The following is a 17,569-nucleotide window of genomic DNA, read 5'->3' as shown; positions in this document are numbered from 1 at the left end:
GGTAGGAGACGCAGCGGCGGGCGTCGAGCTGATAAGGGGCGGGAAAGGCGCCGGTCGGGCAGGCGTCGAGGCAGGCCCGGCACTGGCCGCAGTGATCCTCGCCCGAAGGGTCCGCCGGCAGGTCCGCCGTGGTCAGGATCACCCCGAGGAAGAGCCAGGAGCCGAAGTCCCGGCTGACCAGGTTCGTGTGCTTGCCCTGCCAGCCCAGTCCCGCCTGGTGGGCGAGGGGTTTTTCCATCAGCGGCGCGGTGTCGACGAAGACCTTGAGTTCGGCGCCCAGGCGGGCGGCCATGAAGCCGCCTAGCTGCTTCAGCCGCCCCTTGATGACCTCGTGGTAGTCGTCGCTCCGGGCATAGACCGAGATGAGTCCCCGGTCGCGCCGGGAAAGGCCGGCCAGGGGGTCGGCGTCGGGACCGTAGTTGAGCCCCAGGACGACCGCGCTCCGGGCCTCCGCCCAGAGGGCCCTGGGGTGGCTCCGCCGCCCGGCGGTCGACGCCATCCAGTCCATGTCGCCCTGCCGGCCTTCAGCAAGGAACTCCTCGAGGCGCGCCGCGGCGGGCCAGGGCGCCATGACTCCGGTGAAGCGACAGGCGTCGAAGCCCAGCTCGGCGGCCCGACGGCGGATCGCCTCCCGGAGGTCTGGACCGGGGTCAGAAGTCGAGGTCGTCATAGTGCGCCGCCGGGACCAGCCCGGGCCAGCGGTCGGCGAGGAGGGGTCGGAAGGCGGGCCTGGACTTGAGCTTCATGTACCAGGTCTTGACGGAGGGATAGGCGTCCCAGGGCACGTCCCCCAGATAGTCGATCACCGAGAGATAGGCGGCGCCGGCGAAGTCCGCCAAGGACATGCGCCGGCCGGCCAGCCAGTCCCGGGCGCCCAGCAGGGCCTCCAGGTAGGCCATGTGAGCCCGGAGGGAGTCCCGCCCTTGCCGAAGGGCCGCCAGATCCGGCGCACCCAGGCCGAGGAGTCGCTTTTCCATCTTCTCGTGAAGGAGGAACCCGGCGACCTCCAGGTCGAACTTTCGATCGAACCAGAGCATCAGGCGCCTGGCTTCCGCCCGCTCCTCCGCCGAGCGGCCCAGCAGGGGCGGTTCGGGCCAGTTTTCTTCCAGATGATCGAGAATGGTCCGGGACTCGCAGAGGACCAGGCCGTCCTCCACCATCACCGGGGTGACCCCGGAGGGATTCAGGTCGAGAAAGGCCTCGGGCTGGTCCCAGTAGCGGACGGTCTGCTCGGTGAAGGCCAGCCGCTTCTCGCCCAGGGCAAGGCGCACCTGTCTTGAGGCGGGGTCCAGCGGGAAGTGGTGCAGGATGCGTTCGGTCATGCCCGGCCGGCGAGACATTCTGTGTCATCGACACTGATGCAGACCAGACCTTAAGGGGCGGTTTACTCTGCAGATCTGGCTTCGGAGAAGGCCCCTCCATGGGGCTCGGCCAATCCGCGTGGATCGGGGTGGATCAGGATGTCGGCCATGGGGTAGGCCGCCAGTAGCCGGCGCTCCGCCTCGACGATGATCCTGTGGGCGTCCTCGAGGCTCAGCCGGGGGTCGAGATCCACATGCATCTGCATGTGGACATAGGGCCCCGACGCCCGGGTCCGTAGCTGGTGGACATCGGTGAGACGCCCGTCCTGGGTGACGAGCTCGACGATCCGGGCCCGCTCGGGTGCGGGCAGCTCCTGGTCCATCAACTGCACTGCGGCCTCCCGGAAGACGCCGATGGCCCCCCAGAGGAGGAGGGCGGCGATCAGGAGTGCGGCTGCGCCGTCCAGACCCGCGACGCCCAGCCAGGCTGAGGCGCCGATTCCCGCAAGGGCCGCGAGGTTGGAGGCAAGGTCCGAAGCGTAATGCGCCCGGTCTCCGCTGACCGCGACCGAGGACGTTCGCCGGAGCACCCAGGACTGGGCTGAGATCAGCCCGAAGGTCAGGGCTGTCGACAGGGCCATCACGCCGATCGCCCATCCTCCGGCCTCCAGGGGCTGGGGATCGAGGAGGTTGCGAATCGCTTCCTGGCCGACCAGGGCGGCTGAGGCGAAGACCAGTCCCGCCTGCATCAGGCTGGCGAAGGCCTCGGCCTTGCCATGGCCGAAGCGATGTTCCTCGTCCGGGGGCGCGGCCGCATAGCGAACCGCAAAGAAGGTGACGGTGGAGGCCAGGAGATCGAGGGCGGAGTCGGCGAGGGAGGCGAGGAGGGCCACCGAACCGGAGGCCAGCCAGGCCCCGGCCTTGGCGGTCACCAGCAGAGACGCCACGCCGACCGACAACAGGGTCACCCCGCGGGTCAGGGCGGCGGCGCGGTCTGGCGGAAGTCGGGGGGCGGAGGCCATGCAGATCTTCTATCGCCCCCCCCTAAGCCGGCCAAATCATTCCGCAGCCTGACGCGCGCCCGGCTGGGGACCGACATAGACAGACCTCGGCCGGATCAGCCGGCCGGTCGCAATCTGTTCCAAGGCGTGCGCGGTCCATCCAGCCACCCGCCCGGCGGCGAAGATGCAGGTGAAGGCCGACGGAGGGATCGCCAGGGCCTCCAGCAGGAGGGCGGTGTAGAACTCGACGTTTGTCTCCAGGGGGCGGTCAGGCTTTCGGGTGCGCAGGACCTCCAGGGCTGCGGCCTCGACCGCCTCTCCGAGGGCCAGCCGTCCCTCGTCGACGCCTAGTCTCCGGATGGCCGCCTTGAGGGCGTCCGCCCGCGGGTCCCTGACCCTGTAGACCCGATGCCCGAAGCCCATCAGCCGGTCACCCCGTTCCAGGGCGGCTTCAAGCCAGACGCGCGCATGGCTGGCGACCCCGATGGCGTCGAGCATGTCGATCACCGGCCCCGGCGCGCCGCCATGAAGGGGCCCCTTCAGGGCGCTGAGTCCCGCAAGGGCCGCCGAGACCAGACCGGCGCGGGTGGAGGCGGTCACCCTGGCGGCGAAGGTCGAGGCGTTGAGCCCGTGGTCGATCACCGCCACCAGGTAGGCGTCCAGGGCAGCCGCCTGGCCTGCGCCGGGCGCCTGCCCCCCGATCATTCTCAGGAGATCCGCGGCATGTCCGGCGGATGGGTCCGGCGCCAATGGGGCCAGGCCCGCCTTCCGGCGCAAGAGCGCCCCGGTGAAGACCGCGGGAGCTGCAGTCACCCGCAGCGCCTCGGCAAGGCCCTCGCCGTCACCGAGTCGCGCCATCAGGGCTCGGAGCCCTTCCACAGGCGAGAGATGCAGAAGTCCGTCATCGATCCGCTCGACCTCGGACCAGACCTCCATGCGGGCCTCGCCCAGCGCGGACTTGAGGTCCACGCTCGACCCGTCCGGGGAGGCGGGGATCAAGCCGGCCCATAGCCGGCCGACCACGGCCTCGAAGTCCGAGACGCCCACCAGTTCCTCCAGGTCGGCGCCCCTCAGGATGAGGCGTCCGGCGTCTCCATCCACGTCTGACAGCACCGTTTCCGCGGCGACGACGGATTCAAGTCCAGCTTCCATGACAGTCTTCCTTGCAAGGCGGTTCACGGCTGGACTTGGGAACATGGCTATGAAACCGTCAATCTTGATCAATATGATCAATATAAAAGCGGAGGCTCGCGAATGGCGGAGTGGCTGACAGCATCGGGGGTGCTTGAACGCCTCGCCATCAAGCCGCAGACCCTCTACGCCTACGTCAGCCGGGGCCTGATCGCGGCGAGGCCGGACCCGGCGGACTCGCGACGCAGCGTCTATCGGGCCCTGGACGTCGAGGCGCTCGCAGAGCGCCGCCGTCGGAGCCGGCGCCCCTCGGACGTCGCGACCGGCGCAATGACCTGGGGAGAGCCGGTCCTGACGTCGGCCATCACCACCGTCCATGCCGGACGCCACTGGTACCGGGGCCGGGACGCCCTCGTCCTGTCGGAGTCCGAAACCCTTGAGTCCGTGGCCCGCCTGCTTCGGGGCGGAGACGGGGTCACACTGAAACGATCAGACCGGCCGGTCCCGCCCGGCGGCGGACCTCCCTTGTCCCGCGCCTTCCTCGCCCTGGCGGCCCGCGCTGCAGAGGCTCCCTCCCTGCTCGGACAGACGCCGATCGCCCGATCGGCGGAAGCCGCCCTGCTGCTCGACATCCTCGCGGACGCCCTCGTGGCGGAGACCGACTCCGGCCCGATTCACCAGCGACTCGCCCGCGCCTGGCGGCTGGGTCGGGGTGGCGAAAGCGCCGACCTCATCCGTCGCGCCCTGGTTCTGCTGGCTGACCACGAGCTCAACCCGTCGGCCTTCGCGGCCCGGGTCACCGCCTCCACGGGCGCCTCCCTTGCCGCAGCAGCTCTGGCGGGGCTCTCCGCCCTTTCGGGCCCGCGACATGGCGGCGCGCCCGCCGCTCTGGGAAGATTCCGGGAGGAGGTGCGAGTCCACGGGGCCGCCGAGGCGGTCGCCGCCCGCCTCGCGGAGGACCGCGGCTTTCCGGGGTTCGGGCACCCGCTTTACCCCCAGGGCGATCCGAGGGCGGTCGCCCTCCTGGCCCGTTTCAAGCCACCGGCGGACATGGTGCGTCTCGCCGAACAGGTCAGTGGCGCTGCGGCCCTGGCGCCGAACATCGACTTCGCCCTCGTCGCCCTCTGCGAGCACCTGCGGGCGCCGGAGGGGGCCGCCCTGTCGCTGTTCGCCGCCGCCCGTTGCGCCGGCTGGATCGCCCACGCCCTGGAACAGGTTCAGGACGGCGGCTTGATCCGGCCCCGGGCCCGCTACACCGGCCCAATCCTGGATCAGGACCCGGCGGAGTAGGCGCGAAGCACCTCCAGGGGCGCCACGGCCAGGGCCTCTTCATGGGTCGCCGACAGCACGATCCGAGGCGCCGCTCCGGCGTCCAGCGCTTCCTTCCAGCGAGGCGCGCACAGGCACCAGCGATCGCCGGGCTTCAGGCCGACGAAGCCGTAGGCGGGGACGGGGGTGGAGAGATCATTGCCCACCGACTTCGAGAAGGCCAGGAACTCGGCTGTCATGACGGCGCAGACCGTATGCATGCCGACATCCTCGGCGCCGGTCTCGCAACAGCCGTTCCGGTAGAAACCGGTCACAGGGTCAAGGCCGCAGGGTTCAAGTGGACCACCCAGCACATTGCGGGCGTCGGGTTCGTAACGGATGCTCATGACGGCATCATAGTCTATGTGAGCGGTCTGCGGCGCCCCCCGCCGCCGCCTAGCGGAGTTCCGAAATGTCGCCCGCCCGTCCCCGGCGCAGCGCTCTCTACATGCCCGCCGGCAACCCGCGCGCCATGGAAAAGGCGCGAAGCCTCGCCTGCGACGTGGTGATCCTGGACCTGGAGGACTCGGTCGCCCCGGACGCCAAGCCGGCGGCCCGCGATCTCGCCCTGACCGAGACGGAAAGGGGTGGCTTCGGGCGCCGCGAGCTGGTGATCCGGGTCAACGGCCTGGACACCCCGTGGGGCGAGGCGGACCTCACGGCGATCGCCGGAGCCGCCGTCCGGCCCGCCGCCGTGCTGGCGCCCAAGGTCTCGACCCCCGAGGACGTCGCCGCCTACGCCGCCCGGCTTCCGGTCGGGATCGACCTGTGGATCATGGTGGAGACCTGTGCGTCCCTGTTCTCGCTGGGGCGTCTCGCCGCCTCCGGGGGGCCGCTGGCGGCCCTCGTGGTCGGCTCCAATGACCTGGTGAAGGAGATGCGCTGCCAGGTCGATGCCGAACGACGCCCCCTCCAGGCGGCCTTGTCCCTCACCGTCGCCGCCGCCCGCGCCAACGGCCTGACGGCGCTGGACGGGGTCTGGAACGACATTGCGGACCTCACCGGTCTGGAGCGCCAGTGCCGGCAGGGCCTGGAGTTCGGTTTTGACGGCAAGACCCTGATCCATCCTGACCAGATCGCCGCCGCCAACCGGGCCTTCGCCCCTGAAGCCGACGAGATCGCCTGGGCCCGCACGGTCGTCGGCGCCTTTGATTCGCCTGAAAATCGCCGCAAGGGCGTCCTGCGGGTAGAGGGCCGGATGGTCGAGCGCCTGCATCTCGAACAGGCTCTCCGTCTGCTGGAGATCGCCGCAGCCCTCGAGGAGACATGACCCGGAAACGGTACGCCGCTCTGTCCGTCGTCGCGCTCCTCCTCGCCGCGCCGGTCGCCCGGGCGCAGGACCCCGACCTGATCGGAGATCTCCTGAAGGCCGCGCCGGCCGCCGAAGAGGAGGAGGAGGCCGATGGCGGCGACCTGGATCTGCCCGAGGTGACGAGCGTGCCGGAAACCCGCCAGGGACCGGTTTCCGTTCCGGGGCGGACGGTGGCGGTCGATGATCACAGCCGGACGCCGGAAGGGCCCCTCGGCGCCGCCGAGAGGACCTATGAAGCGCGGCTCAGGGCGGGCTTCACCGCCGCCCAGGGACGTCTCGGGGAGCTTGAAGGGCGCTGGCTCGTCCGGAGCCAGGTCGGCCCGGTCTACGCCTTCCAGTTCATCGATTCCGGCTCGGGCGCCCTGGACGGCGCCTGGAGCGACCCCCGCCGCCCCGGCGCCCTGACCGGATCGGGCTATCTGAGATCGGCAAGGCGAGAGGGCGGTCGACTGGAACTCAGCCTGGAGGCGCCGCCGCGCCGCGGTCCGGTCCGCCTTCAGTTGCGACCGGAGGGGCCGGGCCAGTGGGTCGGGACCCTGACCGAGGATGGCGTCGAAGTCGCCGTCCGGATGCAGCGGGACTGACCGCCGCCGCGTTCAGGCTGGTCCCCGTCCCGGGAAGGGCGGATAGGGCTGGGCGCCCGGAGCCAGGGCCGGCCGGGCCGCGATGAGCGCTCGCTGGAGGGCGTCCGGCGTCAGGCGTTCGGCCTCGCCGAAACCCCAGACCGGACCCGGCCAGGCGGGATCGTCCGAACGCCGGCCCACCACGTGGACATGCAGCTGGGGCGTGATGTTGCCCAGAGCCCCGACGTTCAGCTTCTCGACGACCAGGCCCAAGGCTGCGCCCAGGGCCCGCACGGCGTTGCCCGCCGCCACCACCTCCTCCACCAGCAGTCGCCGCTCGGCGACCGTGAGGTCCTCGATTTCCCGCGCGCCGGCGACCTGGGGGATCAGGATCAGCCAGGGCCAACGGGCGTCGTCCTGCAGGCGGACGTGGCAGAGGGGCAGTTCGTCCAGGGCGTGGGAGCCGGGGAGAAAGGCGGGATCGATCTCGGGCATGAGTCACAGTGGCCGCCCTCACCCGGCGGCACAAGCGCCTGCAGCGTTGCAGGCCGGGGCGCTTCCGGCTAGGGAGCCTGCGACGCGGGGCGACCGCGGGAGCACACTCGGGAGACGAACCATGGCCAAGAAACCCCTCCGCGTGGCGGTCACCGGCGCGGCCGGCAACATCGGCTACGCCCTCCTGTTCCGCATCGCCTCGGGCGCCATGTTCGGCCCGGACCAGCCCGTGATCCTCCAGCTCCTGGAAATCCCGGTGGAAGGGCCCCAGAAGGCGCTCAAGGGCGTGGCCATGGAGCTTGAGGACTGCGCCTTCCCCCTGCTGGCGGGCATGGTCCTGACCGGCGAGGCCGAGGTCGCCTTCAAGGACGCCAACTGGTGCCTGCTGGTGGGCTCCAAGCCCCGCGGCCCCGGCATGGAGCGCGCCGACCTCCTGAAGGACAATGGCAGGATCTTCATCGCCCAGGGCAAGGCCATCGACGCCGTCGCCGCCGACGACGCCCGGGTGGCCGTGGTCGGCAACCCCTGCAACACCAACGTGATGATCGCCGCCGCCCAGGCCCGCCGCCTGCCGGCCGACCGCTTCACCGCCATGGTCCGCCTGGACGAGAACCGCGCCCGGGCCCAGCTGGCCCAGAAGGCCGGCGTGGCCATCGACGAGGTCACCGACCTCTACATCTACGGCAACCACTCGCCGACCATGTTCGCCGACTTCACCCACGCGAAGATCGGCGGCAAGGACGCCGCCTCGGTGATCGGCGACGAGGCCTGGCTGAAGACCGACTTCCTGCCCGCCGTCGGCAAGCGCGGCGCCGCCATCATCGAGGCCCGCGGCCTGTCCTCCGCCGCCTCGGCCGCCAACGCCCTGGTCGACCACGTCCGCGACCTGGTCACCCCCGGCAAGGTCCACTCGGTGGCGGTCAGCAGCGAGGGACGCTACGGCTTCGCCCCCGGCGTCTGGGCGGGCATGCCGGTGCGCACCACCACTTCGGGCTACGAGGTCATCGAGTCCTTCGCGATGGACGACTTCGCCAAGTCCAAGATCGCCCTCACCAACGACGAGCTGGTCGGCGAGCGCGAGACCATCAAGGACCTCCTGGCCTGAGCCTCAGATCCAGCCACGCCGTCTCAGCTCGGCGGCGTAGGTCCGGCTGACCGGGGCCTCGACGCCGTTCTTCAGCGTGAGGGTCGCCCGACCGTCGGCGCGGCGCGCATCGGCGATCGCGGCGCGCGCCACCCACCAGGAGCGGTGCACCTGCATGCCCTCCTGTCCCCCGAGTTCGGCGACCGCATCCGCCATGCGCAGCAGGATCAGGTCCTGGCCCGCGCTGGTGTGGACGCGCAGATAGTGGTCTTCGGCCTCCACGGCCCAGATCTCCGCCGTCCTCAGGCGCACCGGCAGCCGCGTCAGGAACCGCTCGGGGGGATCACCCGCCCCGGGCTTTCGCAGTTCGGCCTCGGAGGGCGGAGTGAGCGCGACGGCGAGGAAGGTCATGGCGAAGGAAACCACCAGCGAGGTTCCGACATACCTCGGCAGTTCGGCCGGGTTGAGGCTGACGCCGGGAAGAAGGCCGGTAGTCAGCCAGACGATGACGCCGATCGGCAGGAAGCAGAGCAGGCTGCCCAGCGCCGCCCGGATCCATCGGCCGGCGGCCGGCGACAGAAGGCCTGCGAGCCAATAGCTCATGAAGCCGACAAGACCGCACGCCACGGCCAACGGCGTCAGGTAGGCGATGCGCAGGTAGACGGGATAGTCCGACAGACCGAAGGCGCCGACGAAGCCCAGGAAGGCGCCGACAACCGCTGAGAGCGCCAGGGTCGCAAGCCCGATGCGGCGTACATCCCTGGCCGTCCACGCTTCGCCAACGGCGTCACCCGGCGGCCTGCGAAACGGCGACGTCATGTGGCGCATCCCTGTTTGTGGCTCGCTGCGGGAGCTTCCAGGGTCCCGGTCATCCAATCTGATCCCCACGACCGGCGGCCGGAGCCCTCGAATGAACCCCATGTCTCAAATTCGCCCCCCTTCGCGCAAGATGGTCATGGCCAGCGCACTGACCCTGGGCCCGCTCGCCATCGGCGCGAGCCTGCTTCCAAGCCTTCTCGAGGGTCGCCGGACCGACCTCGCCTTCCCGGCGTTCAGGCCCCACGGACCGGACCTCGAGCTGCTGGCCTCCACGTCGCCGGTCATCCTTGTCCACCTCGCCTTCGGCCTCCTGGCCCTCCTGGTCGGCGCGATCCTGATGGCTGGCCGCAAGGGCGCCCGGATGCACCGGGTCCTGGGCTGGGGCTGGGTGGTCGCCGTCGCCGTCGTGGCGGCGAGCTCCCTGTTCATCCAGACCGTCAACCCGGGACGCTTCTCGTTCATCCACATCCTCAGCGGCTACGTCATCATCGCTCTCCCGCTGGCCGTAGCCGCCGCCCGCCGCCACGACGTGGAGCGCCATCGCCGCTACATGTCGGGTCTCTTCTACGGAGGCTTCGCGGTGAACCTGATCTTCGTCATGCTTCCCGGCCGGCTGGTCTGGGAGCTGTTCCTGGGATGAGCCCTCAGGAGCGCCGCCCGGGCCCCACATGTCGCCTGGGCAACCCCCTCGGCGGTTGCCTCATTTCCGGGGGGCGCCTATAAACCCGCCACTCGCCAATCGGGCGAGCCTGCAGAACAGCGCTTCTGGGCCTCATGAACATCCACGAACATCAAGCCAAGGCCGTCCTGTCCGAGTTCGGCGTGGCGGTCCCGCGCGGGTTTCCCGCCTTCTCCGTCGAAGACGCCGTCAAGGCCGCCGAACAGCTGGGCGGCCCGGTCTATGTGGTGAAGTCCCAGATCCACGCCGGCGGGCGCGGCAAGGGCCGCTTCGAGGGCCTCGGCCCCGACGCCAAGGGTGGCGTCCGGGTGGTCAAGAGCGCCGAGGATGTGCGGGCCAACGCCCAGGAAATGCTCGGACGGGTTCTGGTGACGCACCAGACGGGTCCCAAGGGCAAGCAGGTCAACCGCCTCTACATCGAGGAAGGCGCGGCCATCGCCAAGGAATTCTACCTGTCCCTTCTGGTCGACCGTGAGACCAGCTGGGTTTCCGTGGTGGCCTCCACCGAGGGCGGCATGGACATCGAAACCGTCGCCCACGATACGCCGGAAAAGATCATTACCTTCGGGATCGACCCGGCGACAGGCGTCTGGCCCTTCCACGGGCGCGCCCTGTCCAAGGCCCTGGGCCTCAGCGGCGACCTCGCCAAGCAGGCGGCCAAGCTTCTGGGTCAGCTCTACACGGCCTTCGTCGCCAAGGACATGGCGATGCTCGAGATCAACCCGCTGATTGTGACCGGCGATGACCAGCTGCGGGTCCTGGACGCCAAGGTGTCCTTCGACTCCAACGCCCTCTACCGGCATCCGGACGTGATGGCTCTGCGCGACGAGAGCGAAGAAGACCCCAAGGAAATCGAAGCCTCCAAGTTCGACCTGTCCTACATCGCCCTCGACGGCGAAATCGGCTGCATGGTCAACGGCGCCGGCCTGGCCATGGCGACCATGGACATCATCAAGCTCTACGGCGCCGAGCCCGCCAACTTCCTGGACGTCGGAGGCGGCGCGGACGAAGCCAAGGTGACCGCCGCCTTCAAGATCATCATGGCCGACCCGAACGTGAAGGGCATACTGGTCAACATCTTCGGCGGGATCGCCCGGTGCGACATCCTGGCCAACGGCGTGGTCAACGCCGTCAAGCAGGTCGGCCTGTCCGTACCCCTCGTGGTGCGCCTGGAAGGCACAAACGCCGAGCTTGGCAAGAAGATCATCAATGAGAGCGGCCTCAACGTCATTGCGGCCAACGACCTCAGCGATGGCGCCGAGAAGATTGTGAAAGCCGTGCGGGGGCTCGCCTAATGTCCATTCTGATCGGCAAGGAAACCCGGGTCATCTGTCAGGGCGTGACCGGCGCCCAGGGCACCTTCCACACCGAGCAGGCCATCGCCTACGGGACCAAGATGGTCGGTGGCGTGACCCCCGGCAAGGGCGGGACCACCCATGTGGGTCTGCCCGTGTTCAACACGGTGGATGAAGCCGTACGGCAGACCGGCGCAGACGCCAGCGTGATCTACGTGCCGCCGCCCTTCGCCGCGGACTCGATCCTCGAAGCGATCGACGCCGAAATTCCGCTGATCATCTGCATCACTGAAGGCATTCCTGTCGCCGACATGGTCAAGGTCAAGCGCGCCCTGTCGGGCTCGAAGTCCCGCCTGATCGGCCCCAACTGCCCCGGTGTGCTGACGCCCGAGGCCTGCAAGATCGGCATCATGCCCGGGAATATCTTCCGCAAGGGCTCGGTGGGTGTTGTTTCCCGTTCGGGTACCCTTACCTACGAGGCGGTGTTCCAGACCAGCCAGGTCGGCCTTGGCCAGACCACGGCCGTGGGCATTGGCGGGGACCCCGTGAAGGGCACGGAGTTCATCGACGTGCTCGACATGTTCCTGAAGGACCCCGAAACCGAATCGATCATCATGATCGGCGAGATCGGGGGTTCGGCTGAAGAAGATGCTGCGGAATTCATAAAGAATTCAGCGATTCGGAAGCCTATGGTCGGGTTCATCGCGGGCCGCACCGCCCCGCCCGGACGCAGGATGGGCCATGCCGGCGCCATCATCTCGGGCGGAAAGGGCGGTGCGGAGGACAAGATTGCGGCGATGGAGTCCGCGGGCATCCGCGTGGCGCCGTCTCCGGCGAAGCTAGGAGAGACCCTGCTCGAGGTGCTGAAAGGCGCCTGAGGGGCCTGACAATTCAACCTTGAGCGGTCCAGCTCGACTCTCCTCCAGAAGGCGTCGCGGGCCGCCGGCGACAGGCGGGCGACATGGCTGACGATTCCGGACGGATCAACGATCTCCTGGCGGAGACGTCCTTTCTTTACGGCGGCAATGCGAGCTTCATCGAGGATCTCTACGCCCGGTGGCTGAAGTCGCCGGACTCGGTCGAGGCCTCCTGGCGCAGCTTCTTCGCCGCCGTACACGATCAGGCGGGGGCGGCCCGCCCCCCTGGTCCTCCTGCCTGGACGGCCCGGAAGGCGCCGGCGCCTCGGCCAGACTGGCTGTCGGCGATCGACGGGCTCTGGCCCGCCGTCGAAGCAAAGCTCTCGGCGAAGATCGCGGACCGGGGCCCTCCCACAGCTTCCGCCGATGTCCGCGCTGCGACCCTGGACTCGCTCCGGGCGATCATGATGATCCGGGCCTACAGGATGCGGGGTCACCTGCGCGCCAACCTCGATCCCCTGGGGATCGCCGCGCCCGAGGGCGACGCTTCGGAACTTGATCCCGCCTCCTACGGCTTCAGCGAGGCCGACTACGACAGGCCGATCTTCCTGGACTATGTTCTGGGCCTGGAAACCGGGACCCTTCGCGAGATCCTCGCCATCCTGAAGCGGACCTACTGCGCCGATATCGGCGTCCAGTACATGCACATCTCGGACCCGGCGCAGAAGGCCTGGCTGCAGGAGCGGATCGAAGGCCGCGACAAGGAGATCGTCTTCACCCGCGAGGGCAAGATCGCCATCCTCAAGAAGCTGATCGAGGCCGAGGGCTTCGAGCGCTTCCTGCACCGGCGCTTCCCGGGAACCAAGCGGTTCGGCCTGGACGGCGGCGAGGCCATGGTCCCTGCACTCGAGCAGATCATCAAGCGCGGCGGCGCCCTGGGCGTCCGCGACATCGTCGTCGGCATGCCGCACCGCGGCCGCCTCAATGTGCTAGCGGCGGTCATGGGCAAGCCCTACCACGTGATTTTCCACGAATTCCAGGGCGGCTCGACCCTTCCCTCAGACGTCGAGGGATCGGGCGACGTCAAGTACCACATGGGCGCCTCGTCCGACCGCAGCTTCGATGGCAACAACGTCCACCTTTCGCTGACCGCCAACCCGTCGCACCTGGAGATCGTCAATCCGGTCGTGCTGGGCAAGGCCCGGGCCAAGCAGGCCTTCGTGCTCCGGGAGACCCCCGACACCGGGCGGAGTCACGTCCTGCCCCTCCTGCTGCACGGCGACGCCGCCTTTGCGGGCCAGGGCGTCGTGCCCGAGTGTTTCGCGATTTCGGGGACCAGGGGATACCGGACCGGAGGCTGCGTCCACTTCATCGTGAACAACCAGATCGGTTTCACGACCGCGCCCAAGTACAGCCGCTCCTCGCCCTATCCCTCGGACGTGGCGCTCATGGTCGAGGCGCCGATCTTCCACGTCAACGGCGACGACCCCGAGGCGACCGTCTACGCGGCGAAGGTGGCCACCGAATTCCGCCAGAAGTTCGGCAAGGACGTCGTGATCGACATGTTCTGCTACCGGCGGTTTGGTCACAATGAGGGTGATGACCCGACCATGACCTCGCCGCTGATGTACGCGAAGATCAAGGATCACCCGAGCACCCGCGAGATCTACACCCGGCAACTTGTCGGCGAAGGGGTGGTCACCGAGGAAGAAGTCTCCCGCTGGATGGCCGAGTTCGAGGCCTTCCTCGACAGCGAGATGGAGGCCGGGAAGTCCTACAAGGCCGACAAGGCGGACTGGCTGGACGGCAAGTGGGCGGGTCTGGCCCTGCCCGAGGGCGAGGACCGGCGCGGGAACACTTCGGTGCCCTTGTCCCGCCTCAAGGCGATCGGAGAACGCATCACCGCCGTCCCCGAAGGGATCGACGTTCACAAGAACGTCCGTCGGGTGATCGAGGCCAGGAAGTCTGCGATCGAGTCCGGCGAGGGGATCGACTGGGCCACCGGGGAACATCTCGCCTTCGGAAGCCTCCTGCAGGAGGGCTTCCCTGTTCGCCTCGCCGGTCAGGACAGCGTCCGCGGCACCTTCACCCAGCGCCACAGCGACATCATCGATCAGACGACCGAGGCGCACTACACGCCCCTGAACAACCTCGGCCCGGGCCAGGCCCACTTCGAGGTGATCGACTCGCCCCTCTCCGAAGAGGCGGTGCTCGGCTTCGAGTACGGCTTCTCCCTGGCGGATCCCAAGACCCTGGTGCTGTGGGAAGGCCAGTTCGGCGACTTCGCCAACGGCGCCCAGGTGGTGATCGACCAGTTCATCTCGTCCGGAGAACGCACGTGGCTGCGCATGAGCGGGCTCGTCCTTCTCCTGCCGCACGGCTACGAAGGTCAGGGACCGGAGCATTCCTCAGCCCGCCTGGAGCGCTTTCTGCAGCTCTGCGCCGAGGACAACATGCAGGTGGTCAACTGCACGACCCCGGCCAACTACTTCCATGTCCTGCGTCGTCAGATGAAGCGCGAGTTCCGCAAGCCCCTGGTGGTGATGACGCCCAAGTCTCTGCTGCGTCACAAGAAGGCGGTGTCCCTCCTGTCGGAGATGGCCGAGGGTTCTTCCTTCCACCGCGTGCTGCATGACGACGCCGAGCGCGGCCGCCATACGGCCCTGACCCTTGCGCCGCCGGAGAAGATCCGCCGCGTCGTCCTGTGCTCCGGCAAGGTCTACTACGACCTCCTCGAGGCCCGGGAGGAGAAGGGGCTGACCGACATCTACCTGATGCGGCTTGAGCAGTTCTATCCCTGGCCGATGAAGTCGCTCTCCACCGAACTGTCCCGCTTCCCCAACGCCGAACTGGTCTGGTGCCAGGAAGAGCCGAAGAATATGGGCGGCTGGACCTTCGTCGATCCCTGGCTGGAGCTGACCCTCGAGCGCCTGAAGGTGAAGTCCAAGCGCGCCCGCTATGTGGGCCGGCCCGCCTCCGCCTCCACCGCCGCCGGGCAGATGAGCCGGCACAACCGCGAACTCCAGGCCTTCCTCGCTGAAGCCCTCGCCTGAACCCAAGGACACGACCATGGCCGACATCATGACCCCCGCCCTCGGGGAATCCGTCTCCGAGGCCACTGTGGCGCGCTGGACCAAGAAGCCCGGCGACGCGGTTCGCAAGGACGAGATCCTGGTCGAGCTCGAGACCGACAAGGTGAGTCTTGAGGTCGCCGCCCCCGCAGACGGGGTGCTGGAATCGATTTCCGCCGAGGAGGGCGCCACGGTCGAACCCGGCGCTGTCCTTGGCCGCGTCAAGGAAGGCGCTGCGGCCGCCGCCGCCCCTGCCGCAAAGCCGGCTCCCGCCAAGGCGCCCGCCGCGGCTCCGGCCCCCGCCCCTGCGCCGGCCAAGGCGCCCGCCGCGGCGGTCCTTGCGCCTTCCGCCCAGCGCATCGCCGCCGAGGGCGGACTGGACCCGGCCGCCATCCCCGGCTCCGGCAAGGGCGGGCGGGTCACCAAGGCTGACGCCCTTGCCGCCCTCGAGGCCCGCGCCGCCGCCCCGCCGCCGGCCCCCGCCGCCTCCGCTCCCCGCGAGCTCCACGCCCGGGAAGAGCGCATCCGCATGACCCGGCTGCGGCAGACCATCGCCCGCCGCCTGAAGGAGGCCCAGCAGACGGCCGCCATGCTGACGACCTTCAACGAGGTCGACATGAGCGCCGTCATGGCCCTGCGAAACACCTACAAGGACGCCTTCGAGAAGACTCACGGCGTCAAGATGGGCTTCATGGGCTTCTTCGTCCGGGCCTGCATCCACGCCCTGAAGTCCGTGCCCGAGGTCAACGCCGAGATCGACGGCCAGGACCTGATCTACAAGAACCACTACGACATCGGGGTCGCCGTCGGCACCGAGCGCGGCCTGGTCGTGCCGGTGGTGCGCGACGCCGACGCGCTTTCCCTGGCGGGGATCGAAAAGGCCATCGGCGAGCTTGGCAAGAAGGCCCGGGACGGCGCCCTGGCCCTTGACGACCTGCAGGGCGGCACCTTCACCATTTCGAACGGCGGGGTCTATGGCTCGCTCATGTCGACGCCCATCCTCAACGCCCCGCAGTCGGGCATCCTGGGCATGCACAAGATCCAGGAGCGCCCCGTGGCCGTGAACGGGCAGGTGGTGATCCGGCCGATGATGTACCTGGCCCTGTCCTACGACCACCGCATCGTCGACGGCCAGGGCGCCGTGACCTTCCTGGTCCGGGTCAAGGAAGCCATCGAGGACCCGCAACGCCTGCTGCTCGATATCTGAACCCCTCAGGCCCGACCGGGTAAGGAAGCGCCATGTCCCAGTACGACGTCGTCATCATCGGGGGCGGCCCCGGCGGCTACAACGCCGCCATCCGCGCCGGCCAGCTTGGCCTGAAGGCCGCCATCATTGAAATGCGAGAAACCCTCGGCGGCACCTGCCTCAATGTCGGCTGCATGCCGTCCAAGGCCCTGCTTCACGCCTCAGAGCTCTACGAGGCGGCGAACCGGGAGTTCGAGCACCTGGGCATCGAGGTCTCCCCGCGGCTCAACCTCACCCAGATGATGGCGCAGAAGGACGAGTCGGTGTCAGCCCTGACCAAGGGCGTGGACTTCCTGATGAAGAAGAACAAGGTCGAGCGGATTCTTGGAAAAGGTCGCCTGGCCGGGCCCGGCAGGGTCGAGGTCGACGGCGCGGACGGCAAGACCGTGACCCTCGAGGCCCGCAACATCGTCATCGCCACAGGCTCGGAGCCTTCCGGCCTGCCCGGCGTGGCGGTGGACGGGGAACGGATCGTCGACTCCACGGGGGCCCTGTCCCTGGCCGAGGTCCCGAAGACGATGATCGTCATCGGCGCCGGCATCATCGGGCTCGAACTCGGCTCGGTCTGGCGCCGGCTGGGGGCCGAGGTGACGGTGATCGAGTACCTCGACCGGATCTGTCCCGGCATGGACGCCGAGGTGGCGAAGACCTTCCAGAGAATCCTGACCAAGCAGGGCGTCAACTTCCGGCTGGGGTCCAAGGTGACCGGGGCCAAGGCTGGCAAGTCCAGGGTCGAGCTCACGGTGGAGCCCGCCGCCGGCGGCGGCGCCGAGACCCTGTCGGCCGACCGCGTCCTGCTGGCGATCGGCCGCCGGCCCTACACCGCCGGCCTCGGCCTGGAGACCGTGGGGATCGTCCCCGACGCCCGCGGCTTCATCGAGACCGATCATTTCCGGACCTCTGCGGCGGGCGTCTGGGCGGTCGGCGACGTGATCCACGGCCCCATGCTGGCCCACAAGGCCGAGGAGGATGGGGTCGCCTGCATCGAGCTCATCGCCGGAAAGGCCGGGCACGTGGACTACAACCTGGTGCCCAGCGTGGTCTATACGACGCCGGAAGTCGCCTGGGTCGGCCGCAACGAGGAGCAGCTCAAGGCCGAGGGGCGAGCTTACAAGGCCGGCAAGTTCCCCTTCGCCGCCAACAGCCGGGCCAAGATCAACCATGAGACCGACGGCTTCGTGAAGGTCCTGGCCGACGCCGCCACCGATGAAATCCTGGGCGTGCACATCCTGGGGCCGCAGGCTGGCGAGCTCATCGGCGAATATTGCGTCGCCATGGCCTTCCGGGCGGCCAGCGAGGACATCGCCCGGATCTGCCACCCCCACCCGACGCGCTCCGAGGCCGGCCGGCAGGCCGCCATGGGGGTGGAGGGCTGGACCATGCAGGCCTGACGGCCTGTCAGCGGGT

The 17,569-nt window shown here is 69.0% G+C and carries 17 protein-coding genes; 10 read left to right on the top strand and 7 right to left on the bottom strand.

The window, feature by feature from the left end; all coding sequences use genetic code 11:
• The 4 genes from queG to INE98_RS08120 form a co-directional block, all read right to left on the bottom strand.
• Positions 1-670 (bottom strand): tRNA epoxyqueuosine(34) reductase QueG (gene queG / locus INE98_RS08135; RefSeq protein ID WP_293538067.1); only part of this gene is annotated, 670 nt, incomplete at its 3' end.
• Positions 651-1,322 carry a glutathione S-transferase family protein gene (locus INE98_RS08130; protein WP_293538065.1) on the bottom strand — a complete coding sequence of 224 codons (672 nt, stop codon included), beginning with the start codon at positions 1,320-1,322 and terminating at the stop codon, positions 651-653. The genes queG and INE98_RS08130, both read right to left, overlap by 20 nt.
• Before the next feature lie 62 nt (positions 1,323-1,384).
• On the bottom strand, positions 1,385-2,323 hold the full coding sequence (locus INE98_RS08125) for a cation diffusion facilitator family transporter (RefSeq protein WP_293538064.1): 939 nt from the start codon (positions 2,321-2,323) through the stop codon (positions 1,385-1,387).
• A 36-nt stretch (positions 2,324-2,359) separates the two neighbouring features.
• A complete protein-coding gene (locus INE98_RS08120) occupies positions 2,360-3,454 on the bottom strand; it encodes a citrate synthase/methylcitrate synthase (protein ID WP_293538062.1) in 1,095 nt (364 codons plus the stop codon).
• A gap of 102 nt (positions 3,455-3,556) precedes the next feature.
• On the opposite strand from INE98_RS08120, the gene INE98_RS08115 reads away from it, so the two are divergent.
• Positions 3,557-4,723 carry a citrate synthase gene (locus INE98_RS08115; protein WP_293538060.1) on the top strand — a complete coding sequence of 389 codons (1,167 nt, stop codon included), beginning with the start codon at positions 3,557-3,559 and terminating at the stop codon, positions 4,721-4,723.
• Here the strand turns inward: INE98_RS08115 and INE98_RS08110 are convergent.
• Complete coding sequence (locus INE98_RS08110) at positions 4,705-5,088, bottom strand: DUF2237 domain-containing protein (protein ID WP_293538058.1); 384 nt, start codon at positions 5,086-5,088, stop codon at positions 4,705-4,707. The genes INE98_RS08115 and INE98_RS08110 overlap by 19 nt on opposite strands.
• Before the next feature lie 65 nt (positions 5,089-5,153).
• Between INE98_RS08110 and INE98_RS08105 the strand changes: the two genes are divergently transcribed.
• Positions 5,154-6,011, top strand: a complete 858-nt coding sequence (locus INE98_RS08105) for a CoA ester lyase (RefSeq protein ID WP_293538056.1) — start codon at positions 5,154-5,156, stop codon at positions 6,009-6,011.
• Entirely contained in the window at positions 6,008-6,637 is a 630-nt protein-coding gene (locus INE98_RS08100) for a hypothetical protein (RefSeq protein WP_293538054.1), read from the top strand. The genes INE98_RS08105 and INE98_RS08100 overlap by 4 nt, the downstream gene beginning before the upstream one ends.
• 12 nt (positions 6,638-6,649) lie before the next feature.
• On the opposite strand, the gene INE98_RS08095 is transcribed toward INE98_RS08100, so the two are convergent.
• Positions 6,650-7,111, bottom strand: coding sequence for an HIT domain-containing protein (locus tag INE98_RS08095; RefSeq protein WP_293538052.1), 462 nt, complete (start codon positions 7,109-7,111; stop codon positions 6,650-6,652).
• Positions 7,112-7,232: 121 nt separating this feature from the next.
• Here INE98_RS08095 and INE98_RS08090 point away from each other — a divergent pair, with 121 nt between their 5' ends.
• Positions 7,233-8,216 carry a malate dehydrogenase gene (locus INE98_RS08090; protein ID WP_293538050.1) on the top strand — a complete coding sequence of 328 codons (984 nt, stop codon included), beginning with the start codon at positions 7,233-7,235 and terminating at the stop codon, positions 8,214-8,216.
• 3 nt (positions 8,217-8,219) lie between these two features.
• Here INE98_RS08090 and INE98_RS08085 read toward each other — a convergent pair whose 3' ends face one another.
• Entirely contained in the window at positions 8,220-9,014 is a 795-nt protein-coding gene (locus tag INE98_RS08085; RefSeq protein WP_293538048.1) for a LytTR family DNA-binding domain-containing protein, read from the bottom strand.
• Positions 9,015-9,105: 91 nt separating this feature from the next.
• Between INE98_RS08085 and INE98_RS08080 the strand changes: the two genes are divergently transcribed.
• From INE98_RS08080 to lpdA, 6 genes are all read left to right on the top strand, one after another.
• Entirely contained in the window at positions 9,106-9,654 is a 549-nt protein-coding gene (locus INE98_RS08080) for a DUF2306 domain-containing protein (RefSeq protein WP_293538046.1), read from the top strand.
• 134 nt (positions 9,655-9,788) lie between these two features.
• The gene (gene sucC / locus INE98_RS08075) at positions 9,789-10,988 is read left to right on the top strand and encodes an ADP-forming succinate--CoA ligase subunit beta (protein WP_293538044.1); all 1,200 of its coding nucleotides are present in this window, start codon (positions 9,789-9,791) and stop codon (positions 10,986-10,988) included.
• The gene (sucD, locus tag INE98_RS08070; protein ID WP_293538043.1) at positions 10,988-11,866 is read left to right on the top strand and encodes a succinate--CoA ligase subunit alpha; all 879 of its coding nucleotides are present in this window, start codon (positions 10,988-10,990) and stop codon (positions 11,864-11,866) included. Before sucC ends, sucD begins: the two co-directional genes overlap by 1 nt.
• Positions 11,867-11,949: 83 nt before the next feature.
• Positions 11,950-14,898 (top strand): 2-oxoglutarate dehydrogenase E1 component, encoded by a 2,949-nt coding sequence (locus INE98_RS08065; RefSeq protein ID WP_293538041.1) that lies wholly within the window; start codon positions 11,950-11,952, stop codon positions 14,896-14,898.
• Between the two features lie 16 nt (positions 14,899-14,914).
• Positions 14,915-16,123, top strand: a complete 1,209-nt coding sequence (gene odhB, locus INE98_RS08060) for a 2-oxoglutarate dehydrogenase complex dihydrolipoyllysine-residue succinyltransferase (protein WP_293538039.1) — start codon at positions 14,915-14,917, stop codon at positions 16,121-16,123.
• 32 nt (positions 16,124-16,155) lie between these two features.
• Positions 16,156-17,553, top strand: coding sequence for a dihydrolipoyl dehydrogenase (gene lpdA, locus INE98_RS08055; RefSeq protein ID WP_293538037.1), 1,398 nt, complete (start codon positions 16,156-16,158; stop codon positions 17,551-17,553).
• Positions 17,554-17,569: the final 16 nt, after the last annotated feature.

Source organism: Phenylobacterium sp., assembly GCF_020253645.1.
Classification (GTDB): Bacteria; Pseudomonadota; Alphaproteobacteria; order Caulobacterales; family Caulobacteraceae; genus Phenylobacterium.
Note: the sequence above shows the minus strand (reverse complement) of the source record. Positions and strands in the feature narration are given on the sequence as shown.